The sequence below is a fragment of the Streptomyces sp. NPDC107562 genome, assembly GCF_055657325.1.
Genome location: NZ_JBVKBE010000011.1, coordinates 167,227 through 180,774, shown reverse-complemented (window position 1 = coordinate 180,774; position 13,548 = coordinate 167,227). Strand labels below are relative to the sequence as shown.

Sequence of the window (13,548 nt, the reverse complement as noted above, 5' to 3'; positions counted from 1 at the left end):
GCAAGTCGACAGCGTTCGGTAATCGGACTGTCGTACGCCGATCGCGCCCTCCGCGGTCATGACCAAGCACCCCGCCGGCGAGGGCCTGGCGCGCTGCTGGAGCCGTTCGGACCTCGCCTGGGCCGATCTCGGAGCACTCGCGGTCCTCGCCGGCATCGGCTTCACCGTCGCCCCGCTCAACGGCGAACTCGCCTTGCCCGGTCCGTCCGCGGCCGAGCACGCGGTGCTGATCGGCTCACTTACGCCACAGCCCCGGCGCCCCTGCTCATCAGGCGGCGCAACGGGATCTACCGCCGCCTGTACGAGGAAGAAGACCTCGACGAGGACCAGAACGGCCTCCCCGACATCTTCCAGCCAACCGGCGCCACCGAGCACTGACGCGGCGAGGAGGGGGAGAGCGGGGGCGATGCGGCGCGCTGTCGGCGAGTCGTCCGAAGGATCAGCCCGCCTCACGTCGGCCGGAGCGAGCCACCCGCAGCCCAGTCAGAGGATCCAGCGGACACGACCCAGACGCTCTGCCGTGGGAGTGCCCGCCGCTGGGGAGAAGAGGGCGAGGACCTGAGTGCGTTCCTCGTCCAGGAGCACCTGGCAGTCGAGTTCCAGCAGTCCGACCTCGGGGTGCTGGATCCGCTTGCGCCTGCTACGCATGACTCCCACCGCATGCAGACGCCACAGGGCCTCGAACTCGGCACTCGCCCGTAGCAGCCGCTCCACCAAGTCCTCCGCCTGGGCGTCGTCGCGGCGGACGACGGCAGCCCGCAGGTCGGCGACGAGCGCCCGGGATTCCGTCGCGTGGTCCTGGACCGGGTATCCAGCGCGGGCACCGGGATCTGTGAACCAGCGGTAGATCACCGTGCCCACGGGACTGCGCAGCCGGGTGAGGTCACCGAAGACGGCCCGAGCCAGTTCGTTCTGGGCCAGGGTGGCGCCGAGATCGGTCATGACCTGAGCCGGGATGTCGGAGAGACGGTCCAGGACACCCAGCAGGCTCGGTGCAACGTGGTCGTCCGACCGTATGCGGTCCGGCGGCTGATGCCCGGCGAGCCGGAAGAGGTGGTCGCGCTCGTCCAGGGTCAGGCGCAGTGCTCTGGTGATCGCCCGCAATACACCGGGCGACGGCTGCGGCGCGCGATCCTGTTCCAGACGGGTGTAGTAGTCCGCGGAGATGTCGGCCAGGTGTGCGACCTCCTCACGACGCAGTCCGGGAGTACGTCGGCGTCGGGTCTCCCGAAGGCCCACGTCCGCAGGGCTGAGCGCCTCCCTGCGCACCCGCAGGAAGTCCGCCAACTGCTTGGTGTCCACCCTTCAAGTCTGCGTCGCGCCCATGGCGGCAGCCAGAGACCGCCGATCCCTGGGTAAGGCGACTCTGCCTGCTGTCTCCGATCGGCGACAGGCTCGTCGTCGTGCCGGGAACCTCCCGGTCGGACGACCATGACGAGGGGAAAATCCTCATGAGCACGGCAGCAAATTCCCGGACCTGGTTCCTCACCGGAGCCTCTCGCGGACTCGGCGCGATCTGGGCCGAGGCGATCCTCGACCGCGGTGACCGGCTGGCGGCGACCGCGCGTGACACGGCGGCGCTGGCGCCACTGGCGAAGCGCCACGGCGACCGCGTTCTGCCGTTGCAGCTCGACGTCCGCGACTCCGCGGCTGTCGATGTGGCCGTGCGGAGCGCCGAGGAGGCGTTCGGCGGGATCGACGTGCTGGTCAACAATGCGGGTCACATGCTGGTCGGTGCCGTCGAGGAGATCGAGGAGGAGCAGGCCCGCGCACAGATGGACGTCAACTACTTCGGCGCGCTGTGGGCCACCAGGGCCGTGCTGCCCGGAATGCGGGAGCGTCGTGCGGGCCGGATCCTGCAGGTCTCCTCGCTCGGAGGTCTGGTCGCGTATCCGGCGCTCGGCATCTACCAGGCCTCCAAGTGGGCCCTGGAGGCAGTGAGCGAGTCACTGGCGGCCGAAGTGGCCGCGTACGGCATACACGTCACTCTGATCGAGCCGGTCATGTTCCCCACCGGTCTTGCCACCGCGTCCCCGCAGGCACGGCAGGACCCCGCGTACGCTCATGCCCGGGAGGCGCTCTACGCGGGGGCGGCAGCTGCGGGCCTCGCGCCTGGCGATCCTGCGGCGACGGCCGAAGCCCTGCTCGCGCTCGCGGAGACACCTGAGCCGCCCCTGCGGGTGCTGTTCGGCACCGGCGGTCTGGAAGCCCTACGCGCCGAGTATTCCGGTCGGCTCGCCGGACTGGAGCAGTGGGACCACGTCGCGCGCCTCGCGCAGGGCAAGCCGGGCGTTTCATGAGCGGGCCCGGTGGGGCGGCACAAGTCGTAGATCCGGCTCCACGGTCCGGCCGCCACGACTCGGTCGGGATATTCGCTGGTTGCCGCTTGTCGTTGGTGGTCATACTGCCGCGATGGATCCAGTGACGCTTGAGACCGACCGTCTGGTGCTGCGGGCCTTCACACCTGCCGACGTGGATGCGGTGTACGAGGCCTGCCAGGACGAGGACATCCAGTACTACACGCCGGTGCCGGTGCCGTACCGGCGTGCGGACGCGGAGAAACTCGTCGGCGAGAAGCTGCCCGCTCGGTGGGCCGAGGACAGGGACTACACCCTCGGCGCGTTCCGCAAGGACACCGGCGCCCTGGTCGGCTCGTACTGCCTGACCCTCGTCAGCCGCGGCGTCTGGGAGCTCGGCTACTGGGCGGTCAAGGAACAGCGCGGACACGGGTATTCGGTGGAGGCCGCTCGGGCTCTGTGCGACTGGGGCTGGGACACCCTCGACGTTCACCGCATCGAGTGGTGGGCCATGGCAGGGAACACCGGCTCGCGTGCCGTCGCCGAAAAGCTCGGCTTCACCGTCGAAGGGACGCTACGCAACCGCAGCATCGCCAACGACGGCAAGCCGCACGACTGGTGGGTGGGCGGACTGCTGAGGTCCTGATGCCGGTCCGGGCTCGGCCGGTTTCGTCTGCTCTTGTGTAGGGAAGTCCTCCGGCTCGGACAGTCCCGCGGAAGAGGACACGACGACGTCACTCCCGTGCGCCCGCCTGCTCCACGGCCCCGCGGCGAAGGGAGAGACCGGCCGGAACGACCGCCGAGATCACGGCGAGCACCGCGCAGGCCCCCAGGACCGCCGCGAGCGTCGTCCACGGGATTTCGATCGGCGTCCACACCGAGAGCAGGCCCAGCGCGCTCCACATGCCCATCAGGTTGAGCCCGGCGACCAGCGCTCCCAGCAGTCCGCCGACCATGACCACCATCAGCGCCTCGGCGCCCACCAGGCGTAGCACCTGCCACTTGGTGGCGCCGGCCAGCCGCAGCACAGCCAACTCGCGGACCCGGTCGGAGGTATCCATGACTATCGTGTTGGCCAGCGAGATGCCGGTGTAGAGAAGAGCGATCCCGAGGACCAGGAAGAAGCCCATCCGGGTCGTCCGGCTGGTTTCGGGGTACGCCGCCCGCACCCAGGCGTCCCTGGTGAACACCTCCCCGCCCGATGGCCTTATCGCCTGACGCAGACCGGCGGCCACAGCGCCCGCGTCGGCCCCGTCCGCGAGGCGTACGTCGACCCGGTCGACGGGTGCCGTGGGGGCGTTGCGCGGGGTGACGTAGACGCCGTTGTTGCCGGTGCCGATGGGCATGACCGCGGCGATCTTCAGGGTCTTCCTCGTGCCGTCGCCGAGCCACACGTCGACACGCTCGCCCACGGTGTGCTTCTTCCACTCCTCGTTGACGATGATCGAGTCGTCGTCCAGGCTGCTCAACCTCCCTGCGGTGAGGGGGAGATGCGCCGTTGCCGCGAGCGGTTCCGGCTCGACGGCCCTGGCGTCGGACCTGATGAGCGCCACGCCGTCCTCCAGGACGTACACGGCGCTGGACGAGCTCGCCGAGACCCCGGCACCGGCCACGGCCTGCAACCGCCGCAGTGTCGCCTCGTCGAAACCGGTGTCGCCCGCCGGAGCGACCACGAAGTCGGCGGCCGTCCGCTCACGCACTTCGCCGGCCCTGGCCTCGTTGAGGGTCGCGGTGGCGCCCAGCAGCGAGCCCGCCAGCGCGACCGTGATCAGTACGGGCGCCGCGACGGCGGCGGTGCGGCGCACCCCGGTGGCGGCGTTCTCCCGCATCAGCACCCCGGCGGCGCCCGGCAGTTGGGCCGGAAGCCAGGCGATCAGCCGGGCAAGTGGCCGCACGAGCACCGGGGCGAGCAGCGCGAACGCGGTGATCAGCAGCATCGGTCGGCTCACATAGGTCTTGCGCTGCAGCAGCTCGCCCGGGTTCGTGACCAGGGCCAGGGCCAGTGTCACCGCGGCGGTGATCAGCAGGGCCGCGCCGAAGAGCCAGCGGCCCCGTGTCATGGGCCGGGTGTCCACGGATGCCTCACGCAGTGCCTCCATGGGGCCGGTGCGTCCCGCCCGCCGGCACGCGGCCAGCACACCGCACAGGGCCACGAACAGGCCGGTCCAGAACGCCATGTGGTAGGGCCAGGTGTAGTCGCCGATGATGAACCAGCGTGGGGCGAGGCTTTCGTCGACCGCCCGAGCGGCGAGCTCAGGAGCCCCGTAGGAACCGAGTACACAGCCGGTGGCCGACGCGAGCACACCGATCACGAACGCCTCGTGGACGACCATGCGGCGGATCTGCCCCGGGGTCGCCCCGGCGGTGCGCAGCAGCCCGAACTCGCGGCGCCGCTGGGCCACCGCGAACGCGAAGGTCGAGGCCACCACGAACACCGACACGAATCCGGTGACGCCGCCGGCCGTGCCGAACATGGCGTTCATCGCGGTGAGGGCCTCGCTGTCCCGGTCGGGGTCCGCGTCGGCGTACCGGCGCGCGTCCCCGGTGAGGACCCGCACGCCCTCGCTGCCGCGCACCGCCTCGCGCACGGCCGCCGCATCGGCGTCGACCACGAGCTGGAGGCTGCGCGGCGACAGGCGGGCGGCTCGGGTGTCGGTGTAGAACACGGCGTTCTCGAAGCCGAGTCCGGTCACGGTGCCGACGACGCGCACGGTGCCGCGCCCGGTCCGCACCCGGGTGCCCGGACGGGCCCAGTCACCGCTGACGACGACCTCGTCCGCGGCCTCGGGCGCGCGTCCCGCGTCGAGCTCGTACGGCGCGAAGGCCGCGGTGGACCAGGGGTGGCCCACCAGATCGGCGGGCCCGCCCTCGGCCCGTACGGCGAACGCCCGGTCCTCGACCACGGTCCCGAGGTCCCGCAGCTTCGCCACCGCGTCGTCGGGCACGGCACGCGGCTGCGCGAGTTTCCGGGTGCGGTCGCCGACCGCGGTGGGCACCGTGAGGGTGTCCTGGCCCTTGACCACCACCGGCGCGGCGGCGAAACGTTCCGGCTTCCGGTCAGGTGCGTCCAGCGAGGATGCCAGCACCAGTCCCATGACGGCGATCAGCGCGACGCCCAGGCAGAGGGCGACGAAGCTGCCGAGAAACGTGACCCAGCGGGTGCGCAGGGTGCGCAGCGTGGTGCTCAGCACGGTGCCGCCTCCAGCTCGGTCATACGCGCCGCGACGTCCTCGGCGGAGGCGCCGATGAGCTCGCCGTTGACACGGCCGTCGACGAGGAAGACGACGCGGTCGGCGTAGGAGGCGGCGACGGGGTCGTGGCTGACCATGACGATCGTCTGGCCGTTCTCGTCGACCATGCCGCGCAGCAGGGTCAGCACCTCGCGGCTGGTCTGCGAGTCGAGTGCGCCGGTCGGCTCGTCGCCGAACAGCACGTCGGGGCAGGTGATCAGGGCGCGGGCCAGAGCGACCCGCTGTTGCTGGCCGCCGGACATCTCCGTCGGCCGGTGCCGGGCACGGTCGCCGAGTCCGACCTGTTCGAGCACCTCGCGCACGTGGGTCTTCTTCGGGCGGCGGCCGGCCAGCCGTAGCGGCAGGGCCACGTTCTGCTCGGCGGTCAGCGAGGGCAGCAGGTTGAACGCCTGGAAGACGAAGCCGATGCGTTCGCGGCGCAGCAGGGTCAGCTGGGTCTCGCTCAGCCTGGTCAGCTCGGTGCCGCCCACGGTGACCGAGCCCGATGTGGGCTGGTCGAGGCCCGCGGCGCACTGCAGCAGGGTCGACTTGCCGGACCCGGACGGGCCCATCACGGCGGTGAAGGTCTCCCTCGGGAAGGTGAGCGACACCTGGTCGAGGGCGGTGACGGATGTGCCGCCCGAGCCGTATCGCCGGATTACGGAGTGCAACCGGACCGCGTCGTTGCTCATGAGTTCCCCCACCAGTGCTTGCTCCTCGTCTCGTTGTCGGCTCCACGAAACCGCGAGAGCCCCGCACGACGCAGTACGGCCCGGTCGAGACTTGGGGTAGTGCCAGGCCTACCCCCGATACGGACCCAGGACCGATGGCACCGGACCGGTGCGGCCCCATACGGTCATGCACATGCACCCTCGGAATGTGTGGCAGGCCATGTCCCGGCCGGGCTTCCTGCTGTCGGCCTGGCCCTGGCGCGCCGCCGCGTATCTGCTGACCGGCGCGGTGACCGGCGTCGCCACCTTGGTGGGGATCGTGACGGTGGCAGCGGTCGGCGGTGCGCTCGCCCTCGTCCTGGTAGGGCTGCCCCTGCTCGTGGTGGTCGCCCTCAGCGGGATCCCGGTGGCCGAGGCGGAGCGGCGCAGACTGCGCCTGATCGACCGCGACCCGGTGCCCGGCGGGCACAAGGTGCCGACCGCGCCGGGCCTCAGGGCCTGGCTGACCACCCGGCTGCGCGAAAAGGGGACCTGGCGGGAACTCGGGTACGCGCTGCTGTTCGCCGGACTGCTGTGGCCGGTCGACGCCCTGGCCATCACGGTCGCCCTGCTCTTCCCGGTGTCCATGGCCGCCACCCCGCTGGTGATGGCCACGGTGGGCGACGGCCACGAGGCGAAGGTGCTCAAGCAGTGGACGGTCACCACATGGCCGACCGCCTTCGGCGTCGCTTTACTGGGTCTGCTCCTCATGGCCCTGTGCGCCTATTTGCTCGGCGTCACGGCGGGCGCCCGCGCCGAGCTGACCCGGCTGCTGATCGCCTCGCGTGAGGGCGAGCTCGACGCCGAGGTGGTCGAACTGGCGCGCTCCCGCGTCCGGTTGGTCGAGGCCTTCGAGGCCGAGCGTCGCCGAATCGAGCGCGACCTGCACGACGGCGCCCAACAGCGCCTCGTAGCCGTGACGATGGCTCTCGGGCTGGCCCGCCTCGATGCGCCGCCCGGCCCACTCGCCGACCAGCTCACCAAGGTCCACGAGGAGGCGGGCAACGCGCTCGTGGAGCTGCGCGAGCTCATCCATGGCATCCACCCCAAGGTCCTCACGGACTACGGGCTTCAGGCTGCGGTCGCCGACGCCGCCGACCGCTGCGTGGTCCCCGTCGAGGTCGACCTCGAACTGTCCGGCCGGCCAACCGAGGCGGTCGAATCCGCCGCGTACTTCGTGGTCTGCGAGGCGCTGGCCAACGTCGCCAAGCACAGCGGGGCCGAGCGCGCGCAGGTGAGCGGCGGCCATCGCGACGGACGCCTGTTCCTCGAGGTGCGCGACGACGGCTGCGGAGGCGCGGACCCCTCGGCGGGCAGCGGCCTCACCGGTCTCGCGGACCGGGTCTCGGTCCTGGATGGCAGACTTGCCCTGACCAGTCCGCCAGGTGGACCGACTCTGTTGCGTGTGGAGTTTCCTTGCGAGTTGACCGAGGCGGCCGATCGCTCCGCGTAGTGCTGGCCGAAGACAGCGTGCTCCTGCGGGAAGGACTCATCGGCCTGCTCAGCCGCTGCGGCCACGAGGTGGTGTCGGCCGTCGGGGACGCGCGGGCACTGACTGCCGCTGTGGAGGAGCACGCCCCCGACATCGTGGTGACGGACGTACGCATGCCGCCCGGTTTCCAGGACGAAGGGCTGCACGCGGCAGTACGGCTGCGCGAGCAGCGCCCCACACTCCCGGTCCTGGTCCTCAGCCAGTACGTGCAGAGGACGTACGCCGCCGAACTCCTGGACTCCGGCGACGGATCAGGCGTGGGCTATCTGCTCAAGGACCGGGTCGGGCAGGTGGAGGAGTTCGTGGAGGCGCTGCACAAGGTGGCGGACGGCGGGACAGTGGTCGACCCCGAGGTGGTACGCCAGTTGCTGCGCCGCCGCCGCGATCCACTGGAGCAACTCACCCCGCGCGAAAGCGAGGTGCTGGCACTGATCGCCGAAGGCAAGTCCAACGGCGCGATCGCCAAGGAGCTGGTGGTTTCCGAAGCGGCCATCGGCAAGCACATCGGCAACATCCTCACCAAGCTGGACCTGCCTCCGACGGACAAGACCCATCGCAGGGTCCTGGCCGTGCTCACCTATCTGCGGGCCTGACCCCGACGGCGGCACACAGGGGCACCGGCTTCCCCGGCCGGCTCTCACAGTGCCTCCAGTGCCGCAAGCTGTTCGACGAGAACGCCGTGTTCCCTGCAGCGCCCGGGCGCGACTTCGGCGCGGCAGGACCGACATCAGCCCTCTCACCCTTTCCGGCAGGTCACGGTCCTCTCGCCAAGCCTCGCTGATCGAGACGAGAGCCTCCCACCGAGCGGCGAGGCCGTGAGGTCGGGCGCCGGCCCGCCGGAGGCCGCTGCGATGGTGCGGCCGCCGATGTGCGGGCCCACTTCGGTGAAGGCCGTCGACCAGCCGGTCGACGGCTCCACAGGGCCGCCCAAGCTCGGCGGATGACGCCATCGTCAGGGCATGTCCACCTTCAGGGCGCCACGTCCTGCCCCGCGCCTCGATGGCCCGGGGTGGTGGTGCTCCCGCCACTCCCGTGGTGAGATGCCGTACGTCCGTTTGAACACCTTGCTGAAGTGGGTCGGGTCAGCGAAACCCCAACTGCGGGCTATCGCGGCGACGGTCCGCAGGCGCCCGCCCGGTCCAGCCAGCTCTCTTCTGCACTCTGCCAGCCGCTGGGAGCGGATCCAGTCGCCGAGGCTGATGCCCGACTCTGCGAGCACTGTGTAGAGATGCCGTACCGAGATGCCGTGCGCGGCGGCGATCCGCGCGGCCGACAGATTCGGGTCGGCGAGGTGCTCCCGTAAGTACTGGGCAATCCGCAGCCCGAGAGAGGCCCGCAGCGCCCCACGAGTGATCCGTGACCCTCCGAGTTGGGACGTCACAGCGGCCCGCAGCAGTTCGATGCTCGGCTGGACAACCGCCTCGGCGTACACCCCGCTCAAACTGGCCTCGCTGGTGGCGAGTTCGGCGAAATACCGAAAAGCCAGGTGCGCGACAGGGTTGTCGGAGCCGAGCGGAACCGCGGCGATGTCTCGCAGGACTCGTTCGGGGAGCGCGAGCGCCGCCCGAGGGATGCGCAGGAAGTGATGGTCGAGAGCCCGGTCGAAGTGCAGGGTGTAGGGCGCGATCGACTCGTACACCGTGAGGTTCTGCGGCCGTAGCAGGGACTGGCGGCCGTGCTGCTCCACCACGCTGGTCCCCGACATCTGCAGACCGACGAAGACCGCCGGCTCCTCGTTCTCGCGAGCCAGCCGAGTGGTCCGGCGGACGGTGACCGCCGTCGACTCCGCCGAGCAGGTCCTCATCGGTCCGACGGCACCGAGAGCCATCCGCACGGAGATGTCGCCGTCCGGAGGATGGTGGTCGACTTCGACCCGAACGAAGGATTCCCACAGCGCCGAGCGGATCGTCTCCTCCCGGTCCTGCTGCGGTATGAAGGATGTGTCCAGGACGGAGCTCATACGACGGACTCTCGTCCGTACCGGCTAGATGGCACGACGGTTCGTTCCCCCAACAACTCACCATGTCACGGAGCCTGGCAGAGAGCCCCATGCTATGCCCGTCGTCTCGTCTCGTCTCAGCCGTCCCGGGCCGTGGCCCGAAGCCCCCGCGCGCCGGGGGCCCGGCCACGGCACCTTGCCCCGTGACCGCACTCCTGGCGTGGCGCCGGGCACTGCTACGGAAACCGTGCCCTCGCCGACAGCCAGGACCGGCGCTGACGACGAGGCATGTGAGGACATCATGAGACCCATGCATGGTTCGGTCCGCCAAGCCAGGTGCCGGGCGGAGATGAACGGCCGACCGGGCGGTGCATGCGCGAGTTCTCCAGCGCAAGGGGGTCGGCCACTTTCTCGACGGTGATGTCGCCCCTGGTCACGGTCGCCCGAGCGGTGAGTCGGTAAGGGGCCCCGACCGCTACGGCATCCTGACCTGAGTTCCTCAATACGGTTGATGGTGCACCTGCCTGTCCAGGGCAGTGGGACAATACGCGGGCCAGGAAAGGTGTCCCACGGCCGCCGCGGCAGGGTTGCTCCTCGCGGTGGATGGGGGAGTGTGGTGAGGAAGCGTCAGCATGATCGAGTGGGTGTCCCTCGGTGCCGGGGCCAGGCCTGTTCCGCAACCCGTCGCTACCCCGCTGGTATGGGTGGCGGCATGCAGCGGCGCCCTGGTGCTGGTGGCCGTCCTCAATACCGTCGTCGGTCCGGACCGTCCGGGGATCGCCTTGGCCGGCCTGTCGCTGCTCGCCTTGTTGCTGGGCTCGTGCGCGCGCTTCGCTGCCGCGCCCGGGACGGCCGTAATGTGCTGGCTCTTCCTCAACGGCTTCGCCATCCCGCCCGCCGGCACCCTCACCTGGGCCGGGCACCGCGACACGTTGTGGCTCGTCTGCCTGTTCAGCGCAGCCCTCGTCGGCACGGCGGTGGCGCGCCTGGTCCACGCTCATGCCGCGTACCGGCGTATCACCCCGGGACGGGGAGCCACCATGACGGAGCCCGGCGAGCGTGCGCACGATTCCTGACCGGCGCAAGGCTGTCGGAGGGTGCCTCATCAGTCGACCGCGCCGGCGGCACGGAGGAGTCGTCCGTGCCGTGGGCGCTCTGCTAGGCGAGATCAGCCGTGCCCTTGGAGACTGTGCTTCACGTTCCCGGGCCAGACATGGACGTATGGCCACCTGGGTCCAGATCAGGGTCCTGACCACCCCGATGATCCCCGCGATCCGGGACCCTGAGGGGAGAACACGTAGGTCCGGACGGGGTCGAGGTGCAGTTCGTAAGGCCCGAAGCAGTCGGCTGCGAGGGTTGCGACCGGCGCACCGCAGGGGCAAGCGCGATTGAGACCCTCGTCGCCTGCCGGTCCGCAGCACCCCGTGCCGTTCTCGTCATGGGGCAGCGGCTGAAGGCCGGCGGCGTCGTCGGGATGCACCAGTACTGTCTGTCGGCTCCCCGCTGAGATGACGCATCCCTCTGTCCGGCTGACCACGGGTCCGCGTGACTGACACGGCTTCGGGTTCTCCTGATCTTCCTGGACGACGAATGGTGGTCCCCAAGGCTCGGGATCGATCGCGAAGCAGCCGCGCGGAACGGTGGAGGGTGCCCTGCGTGTCTTCTTGTCCCGGTCGCGCTCGTCGAGGAGGACGTCGGGGATGGCGGCAAGCTCGGACAGCTCCGGTGTGATCGTGGTGCCGCACTTCGAACAGAGGAAGACAGTCATCTCCTCGTTGTAACCCGGAAGGCTCCTGCTTCGCATCCACGTTCAGCGGATGAGGAGCCGTCCGGACGTCGGCAACGGAGAGCATCCGTGCGGTTCTCGGGTTCTTCCCCCGCAGGAGACCGCAGCAGCCGATGTCGGCCGCGGCGGGCGACGATGCGTGGCGAGTGCCTCGTAAACGACACGGAAGAGGGAGAACGGGGAACGCGCCGCGCTGAGTATGTGGCTGCGGCCCGACGAGCGTGTCAGTCCCTCAGGAAGTACAGGATTGTCGTGGTCACGGCCGTGGTCAGGATGACAACCCGCAGGATCCGGCTGGGCAGGCGGCGTGCCAGATGGGCGCCGACGATGCCACCGGCGATCGCGCCGAGGAGCATGGCGATCAGGAGGAAGGGTGCGCTCAGCGCGTCTGAAGCGACGAGGAACAGCGCGGTCGCGCTGAGATAGATGGCAGCGAGTTGGGCAACCCGCATCGGGTTTCCGGCCGCGGCATCCATGCCGAGGCCGACGTTCCACAGTGCGAGCATAAGGATGCCTACGGCTCCCCCGAAGTATCCGCCGTACACGGCGAGGAGGAACTGGCCGATCACGATGGCCCGGGGACTCATGGCGACGGTGCGGCCCAGCACTGTGCTCACCGCCCCCGAGAGCCGGCCCCCGAAGAGGAGCACCAGCGTGGCGAAGGCGAGCAGCCACGGTGCCGCGGCGTCGAACGACGATGCCGGCAGCGCCAGCAGCAGAACTGCGCCGACCCCGCCGCCGAGCACGCTGGTCGCCGTAAGTGTCTTGGGGGACGTATCTCCCACTGGGGCGAGGTCGCGCCAGTAGACCCCTGCGCTGGCCATGGCCCCGGGCGCGAGCGCGATACGCGACACGGCATTCGCCGTCACCGGTGGCAGGCCGAGCCCCACGAGGGCGGGCATGGCGACGAACGTGCCCCCGCCGCCAAGGGCGTTGAGTGCTCCGGCGGCGACGCCCGCCAGCAGAACAAGCAGTATCTCCCTCACGCCCCGAGCATCACGCGTGAGCGACCGGCTCACAATGCGTAATCGCCGTAGCCAGCCTAAGGCTGAGCCTTAGGCTGGCTGGGTGCGCTACGACCTGGACGACCTGCGGCTCTTCCTCCACACCGTGACGGAGGGTTCGATCACGGCTGGTGCCCGGCGGATGCATCTGAGTCTTCCTTCGGCCAGTGCCAGGCTGCGCTCCTTGGAACGCAGTGCCGGGGTGCCGCTGTTGATCCGCGGCCGGCGGGGAGTGCGACCCACTCCTGCGGGGACGACACTGACGCGGCACGCACGAGAGGTCCTTGCTCAGACGGTCCGGCTGGAGAGCGCCGTCGCAAGCTACACCCGGTCGCCGACGGCGCCTCTGCTCCTTCTCGGCGGTGGGTCGGCAATGCACCGGCTCATACCGAACGCACTGGTCTCCTTTCTCCGGGCGTACCCCGATGTCGATGTCACGGTCAAGGAGAGCCGTACCCCGCAGACCTTGCGGATGTTGGCCGATGGAGCGGCGGACCTGGGGGTGGTTCTCGACGACGAGGCCCGTGACGCGGATCTGCGGACAGAACCTCTCGGTGACGACTCCCTCGTGGTGATCGGCCAGGTCTCGGGGATCCTCGCCGGTCGGGACGAGCTGAGCTACGACGAGGTCGCTGAACACCCTCTCGTCGGGATGGATGACGCCTCCTCGTATCAGCGATGGATCGAGAGGCACCTGGGCCCCAACGGCCCGGTCGTTCGCTACCGCACTCGTGTCGGCAGCCTCAACGCGCTCATCACCCTTGCTGCCTCCGGTGTCGGCCTCGCCGTTGTGCCGCGCCGTGCCCTGGACCCCGGCCTGCAGCTCGAGGTATGTCAACTCCGGGATCTGTGGGCACGCCGCCACCATCTGTTGGCCTGGGGCAGGCGGGAACAAGCCTCCGGACGGGCTCTAGCGGCGCTCGCTGATCATCTTCGGCGTGCTCAGTGACTCTCGTGCAATGCACGCGCCGTGCTCCATCTCGCCCGTACCGGGACCTCAGGTGTCGGTGAGGCCGGACGTGCGGGCGCGGACCAACCGCGATCTGATGGCTGTCTCTCGGGCTGTACAACGGTACGAAGCCTGCGCCCT

The 13,548-nt window shown here is 70.1% G+C and carries 12 protein-coding genes; 6 read left to right on the top strand and 6 right to left on the bottom strand.

Annotated elements, in window-relative coordinates:
- Positions 1 to 483: 483 nt before the first annotated feature.
- Entirely contained in the window at positions 484 to 1,302 is an 819-nt protein-coding gene (locus ACZ7LV_RS27555; protein WP_471943053.1) for a helix-turn-helix transcriptional regulator, read from the bottom strand.
- Between the two features lie 149 nt (positions 1,303 to 1,451).
- Here ACZ7LV_RS27555 and ACZ7LV_RS27550 point away from each other — a divergent pair, with 149 nt between their 5' ends.
- Together ACZ7LV_RS27550 and ACZ7LV_RS27545 are read left to right on the top strand one after the other, a co-directional pair.
- Positions 1,452 to 2,300, top strand: coding sequence for an SDR family NAD(P)-dependent oxidoreductase (locus tag ACZ7LV_RS27550; RefSeq protein ID WP_471943051.1), 849 nt, complete (start codon positions 1,452 to 1,454; stop codon positions 2,298 to 2,300).
- A 112-nt stretch (positions 2,301 to 2,412) separates the two neighbouring features.
- A complete protein-coding gene (locus ACZ7LV_RS27545; RefSeq protein ID WP_471943049.1) occupies positions 2,413 to 2,943 on the top strand; it encodes a GNAT family N-acetyltransferase in 531 nt (176 codons plus the stop codon).
- A gap of 88 nt (positions 2,944 to 3,031) precedes the next feature.
- Here ACZ7LV_RS27545 and ACZ7LV_RS27540 read toward each other — a convergent pair whose 3' ends face one another.
- Positions 3,032 to 5,488 (bottom strand): FtsX-like permease family protein, encoded by a 2,457-nt coding sequence (locus tag ACZ7LV_RS27540; RefSeq protein WP_471943047.1) that lies wholly within the window; start codon positions 5,486 to 5,488, stop codon positions 3,032 to 3,034.
- Positions 5,482 to 6,219 (bottom strand): ABC transporter ATP-binding protein, encoded by a 738-nt coding sequence (locus tag ACZ7LV_RS27535; protein ID WP_471943045.1) that lies wholly within the window; start codon positions 6,217 to 6,219, stop codon positions 5,482 to 5,484. Before ACZ7LV_RS27535 ends, ACZ7LV_RS27540 begins: the two co-directional genes overlap by 7 nt.
- A gap of 199 nt (positions 6,220 to 6,418) precedes the next feature.
- Here ACZ7LV_RS27535 and ACZ7LV_RS27530 point away from each other — a divergent pair, with 199 nt between their 5' ends.
- The gene (locus tag ACZ7LV_RS27530) at positions 6,419 to 7,690 is read left to right on the top strand and encodes a sensor histidine kinase (RefSeq protein WP_471943220.1); all 1,272 of its coding nucleotides are present in this window, start codon (positions 6,419 to 6,421) and stop codon (positions 7,688 to 7,690) included.
- Entirely contained in the window at positions 7,690 to 8,322 is a 633-nt protein-coding gene (locus ACZ7LV_RS27525) for a response regulator transcription factor (RefSeq protein ID WP_471943044.1), read from the top strand. Before ACZ7LV_RS27530 ends, ACZ7LV_RS27525 begins: the two co-directional genes overlap by 1 nt.
- 359 nt (positions 8,323 to 8,681) lie before the next feature.
- Here ACZ7LV_RS27525 and ACZ7LV_RS27520 read toward each other — a convergent pair whose 3' ends face one another.
- Positions 8,682 to 9,689 carry a helix-turn-helix domain-containing protein gene (locus ACZ7LV_RS27520; RefSeq protein ID WP_471943042.1) on the bottom strand — a complete coding sequence of 336 codons (1,008 nt, stop codon included), beginning with the start codon at positions 9,687 to 9,689 and terminating at the stop codon, positions 8,682 to 8,684.
- A 611-nt stretch (positions 9,690 to 10,300) separates the two neighbouring features.
- Between ACZ7LV_RS27520 and ACZ7LV_RS27515 the strand changes: the two genes are divergently transcribed.
- Complete coding sequence (locus tag ACZ7LV_RS27515) at positions 10,301 to 10,744, top strand: hypothetical protein (RefSeq protein ID WP_471943040.1); 444 nt, start codon at positions 10,301 to 10,303, stop codon at positions 10,742 to 10,744.
- Positions 10,745 to 10,908: 164 nt separating this feature from the next.
- Here the strand turns inward: ACZ7LV_RS27515 and ACZ7LV_RS27510 are convergent, their stop codons facing one another.
- Both ACZ7LV_RS27510 and ACZ7LV_RS27505 read right to left on the bottom strand, forming a co-directional pair.
- A complete protein-coding gene (locus ACZ7LV_RS27510; RefSeq protein WP_471943038.1) occupies positions 10,909 to 11,436 on the bottom strand; it encodes a hypothetical protein in 528 nt (175 codons plus the stop codon).
- 242 nt (positions 11,437 to 11,678) lie between these two features.
- Positions 11,679 to 12,440, bottom strand: a complete 762-nt coding sequence (locus tag ACZ7LV_RS27505; RefSeq protein ID WP_471943036.1) for a sulfite exporter TauE/SafE family protein — start codon at positions 12,438 to 12,440, stop codon at positions 11,679 to 11,681.
- 82 nt (positions 12,441 to 12,522) lie between these two features.
- Between ACZ7LV_RS27505 and ACZ7LV_RS27500 the strand changes: the two genes are divergently transcribed.
- Positions 12,523 to 13,407 carry a LysR family transcriptional regulator gene (locus ACZ7LV_RS27500; RefSeq protein WP_471943034.1) on the top strand — a complete coding sequence of 295 codons (885 nt, stop codon included), beginning with the start codon at positions 12,523 to 12,525 and terminating at the stop codon, positions 13,405 to 13,407.
- Positions 13,408 to 13,548 lie beyond the last annotated feature (141 nt).

What these genes read in the sequence shown, in the direction of transcription:
- ACZ7LV_RS27550 (WP_471943051.1), top strand. Translation starts at nt 1,452, where the DNA reads ATGAGCACGGCAGCAAATTCCCGGACCTGGTTCCTCACCGGAGCCTCT.
- ACZ7LV_RS27545 (WP_471943049.1), top strand. Translation starts at nt 2,413, where the DNA reads ATGGATCCAGTGACGCTTGAGACCGACCGTCTGGTGCTGCGGGCCTTC.
- ACZ7LV_RS27535 (WP_471943045.1), bottom strand. Translation starts at nt 6,219, where the DNA reads ATGAGCAACGACGCGGTCCGGTTGCACTCCGTAATCCGGCGATACGGC.
- ACZ7LV_RS27530 (WP_471943220.1), top strand. Translation starts at nt 6,419, where the DNA reads ATGTCCCGGCCGGGCTTCCTGCTGTCGGCCTGGCCCTGGCGCGCCGCC.
- ACZ7LV_RS27520 (WP_471943042.1), bottom strand. Translation starts at nt 9,689, where the DNA reads ATGAGCTCCGTCCTGGACACATCCTTCATACCGCAGCAGGACCGGGAG.
- ACZ7LV_RS27515 (WP_471943040.1), top strand. Translation starts at nt 10,301, where the DNA reads ATGATCGAGTGGGTGTCCCTCGGTGCCGGGGCCAGGCCTGTTCCGCAA.
- ACZ7LV_RS27510 (WP_471943038.1), bottom strand. Translation starts at nt 11,436, where the DNA reads ATGACTGTCTTCCTCTGTTCGAAGTGCGGCACCACGATCACACCGGAG.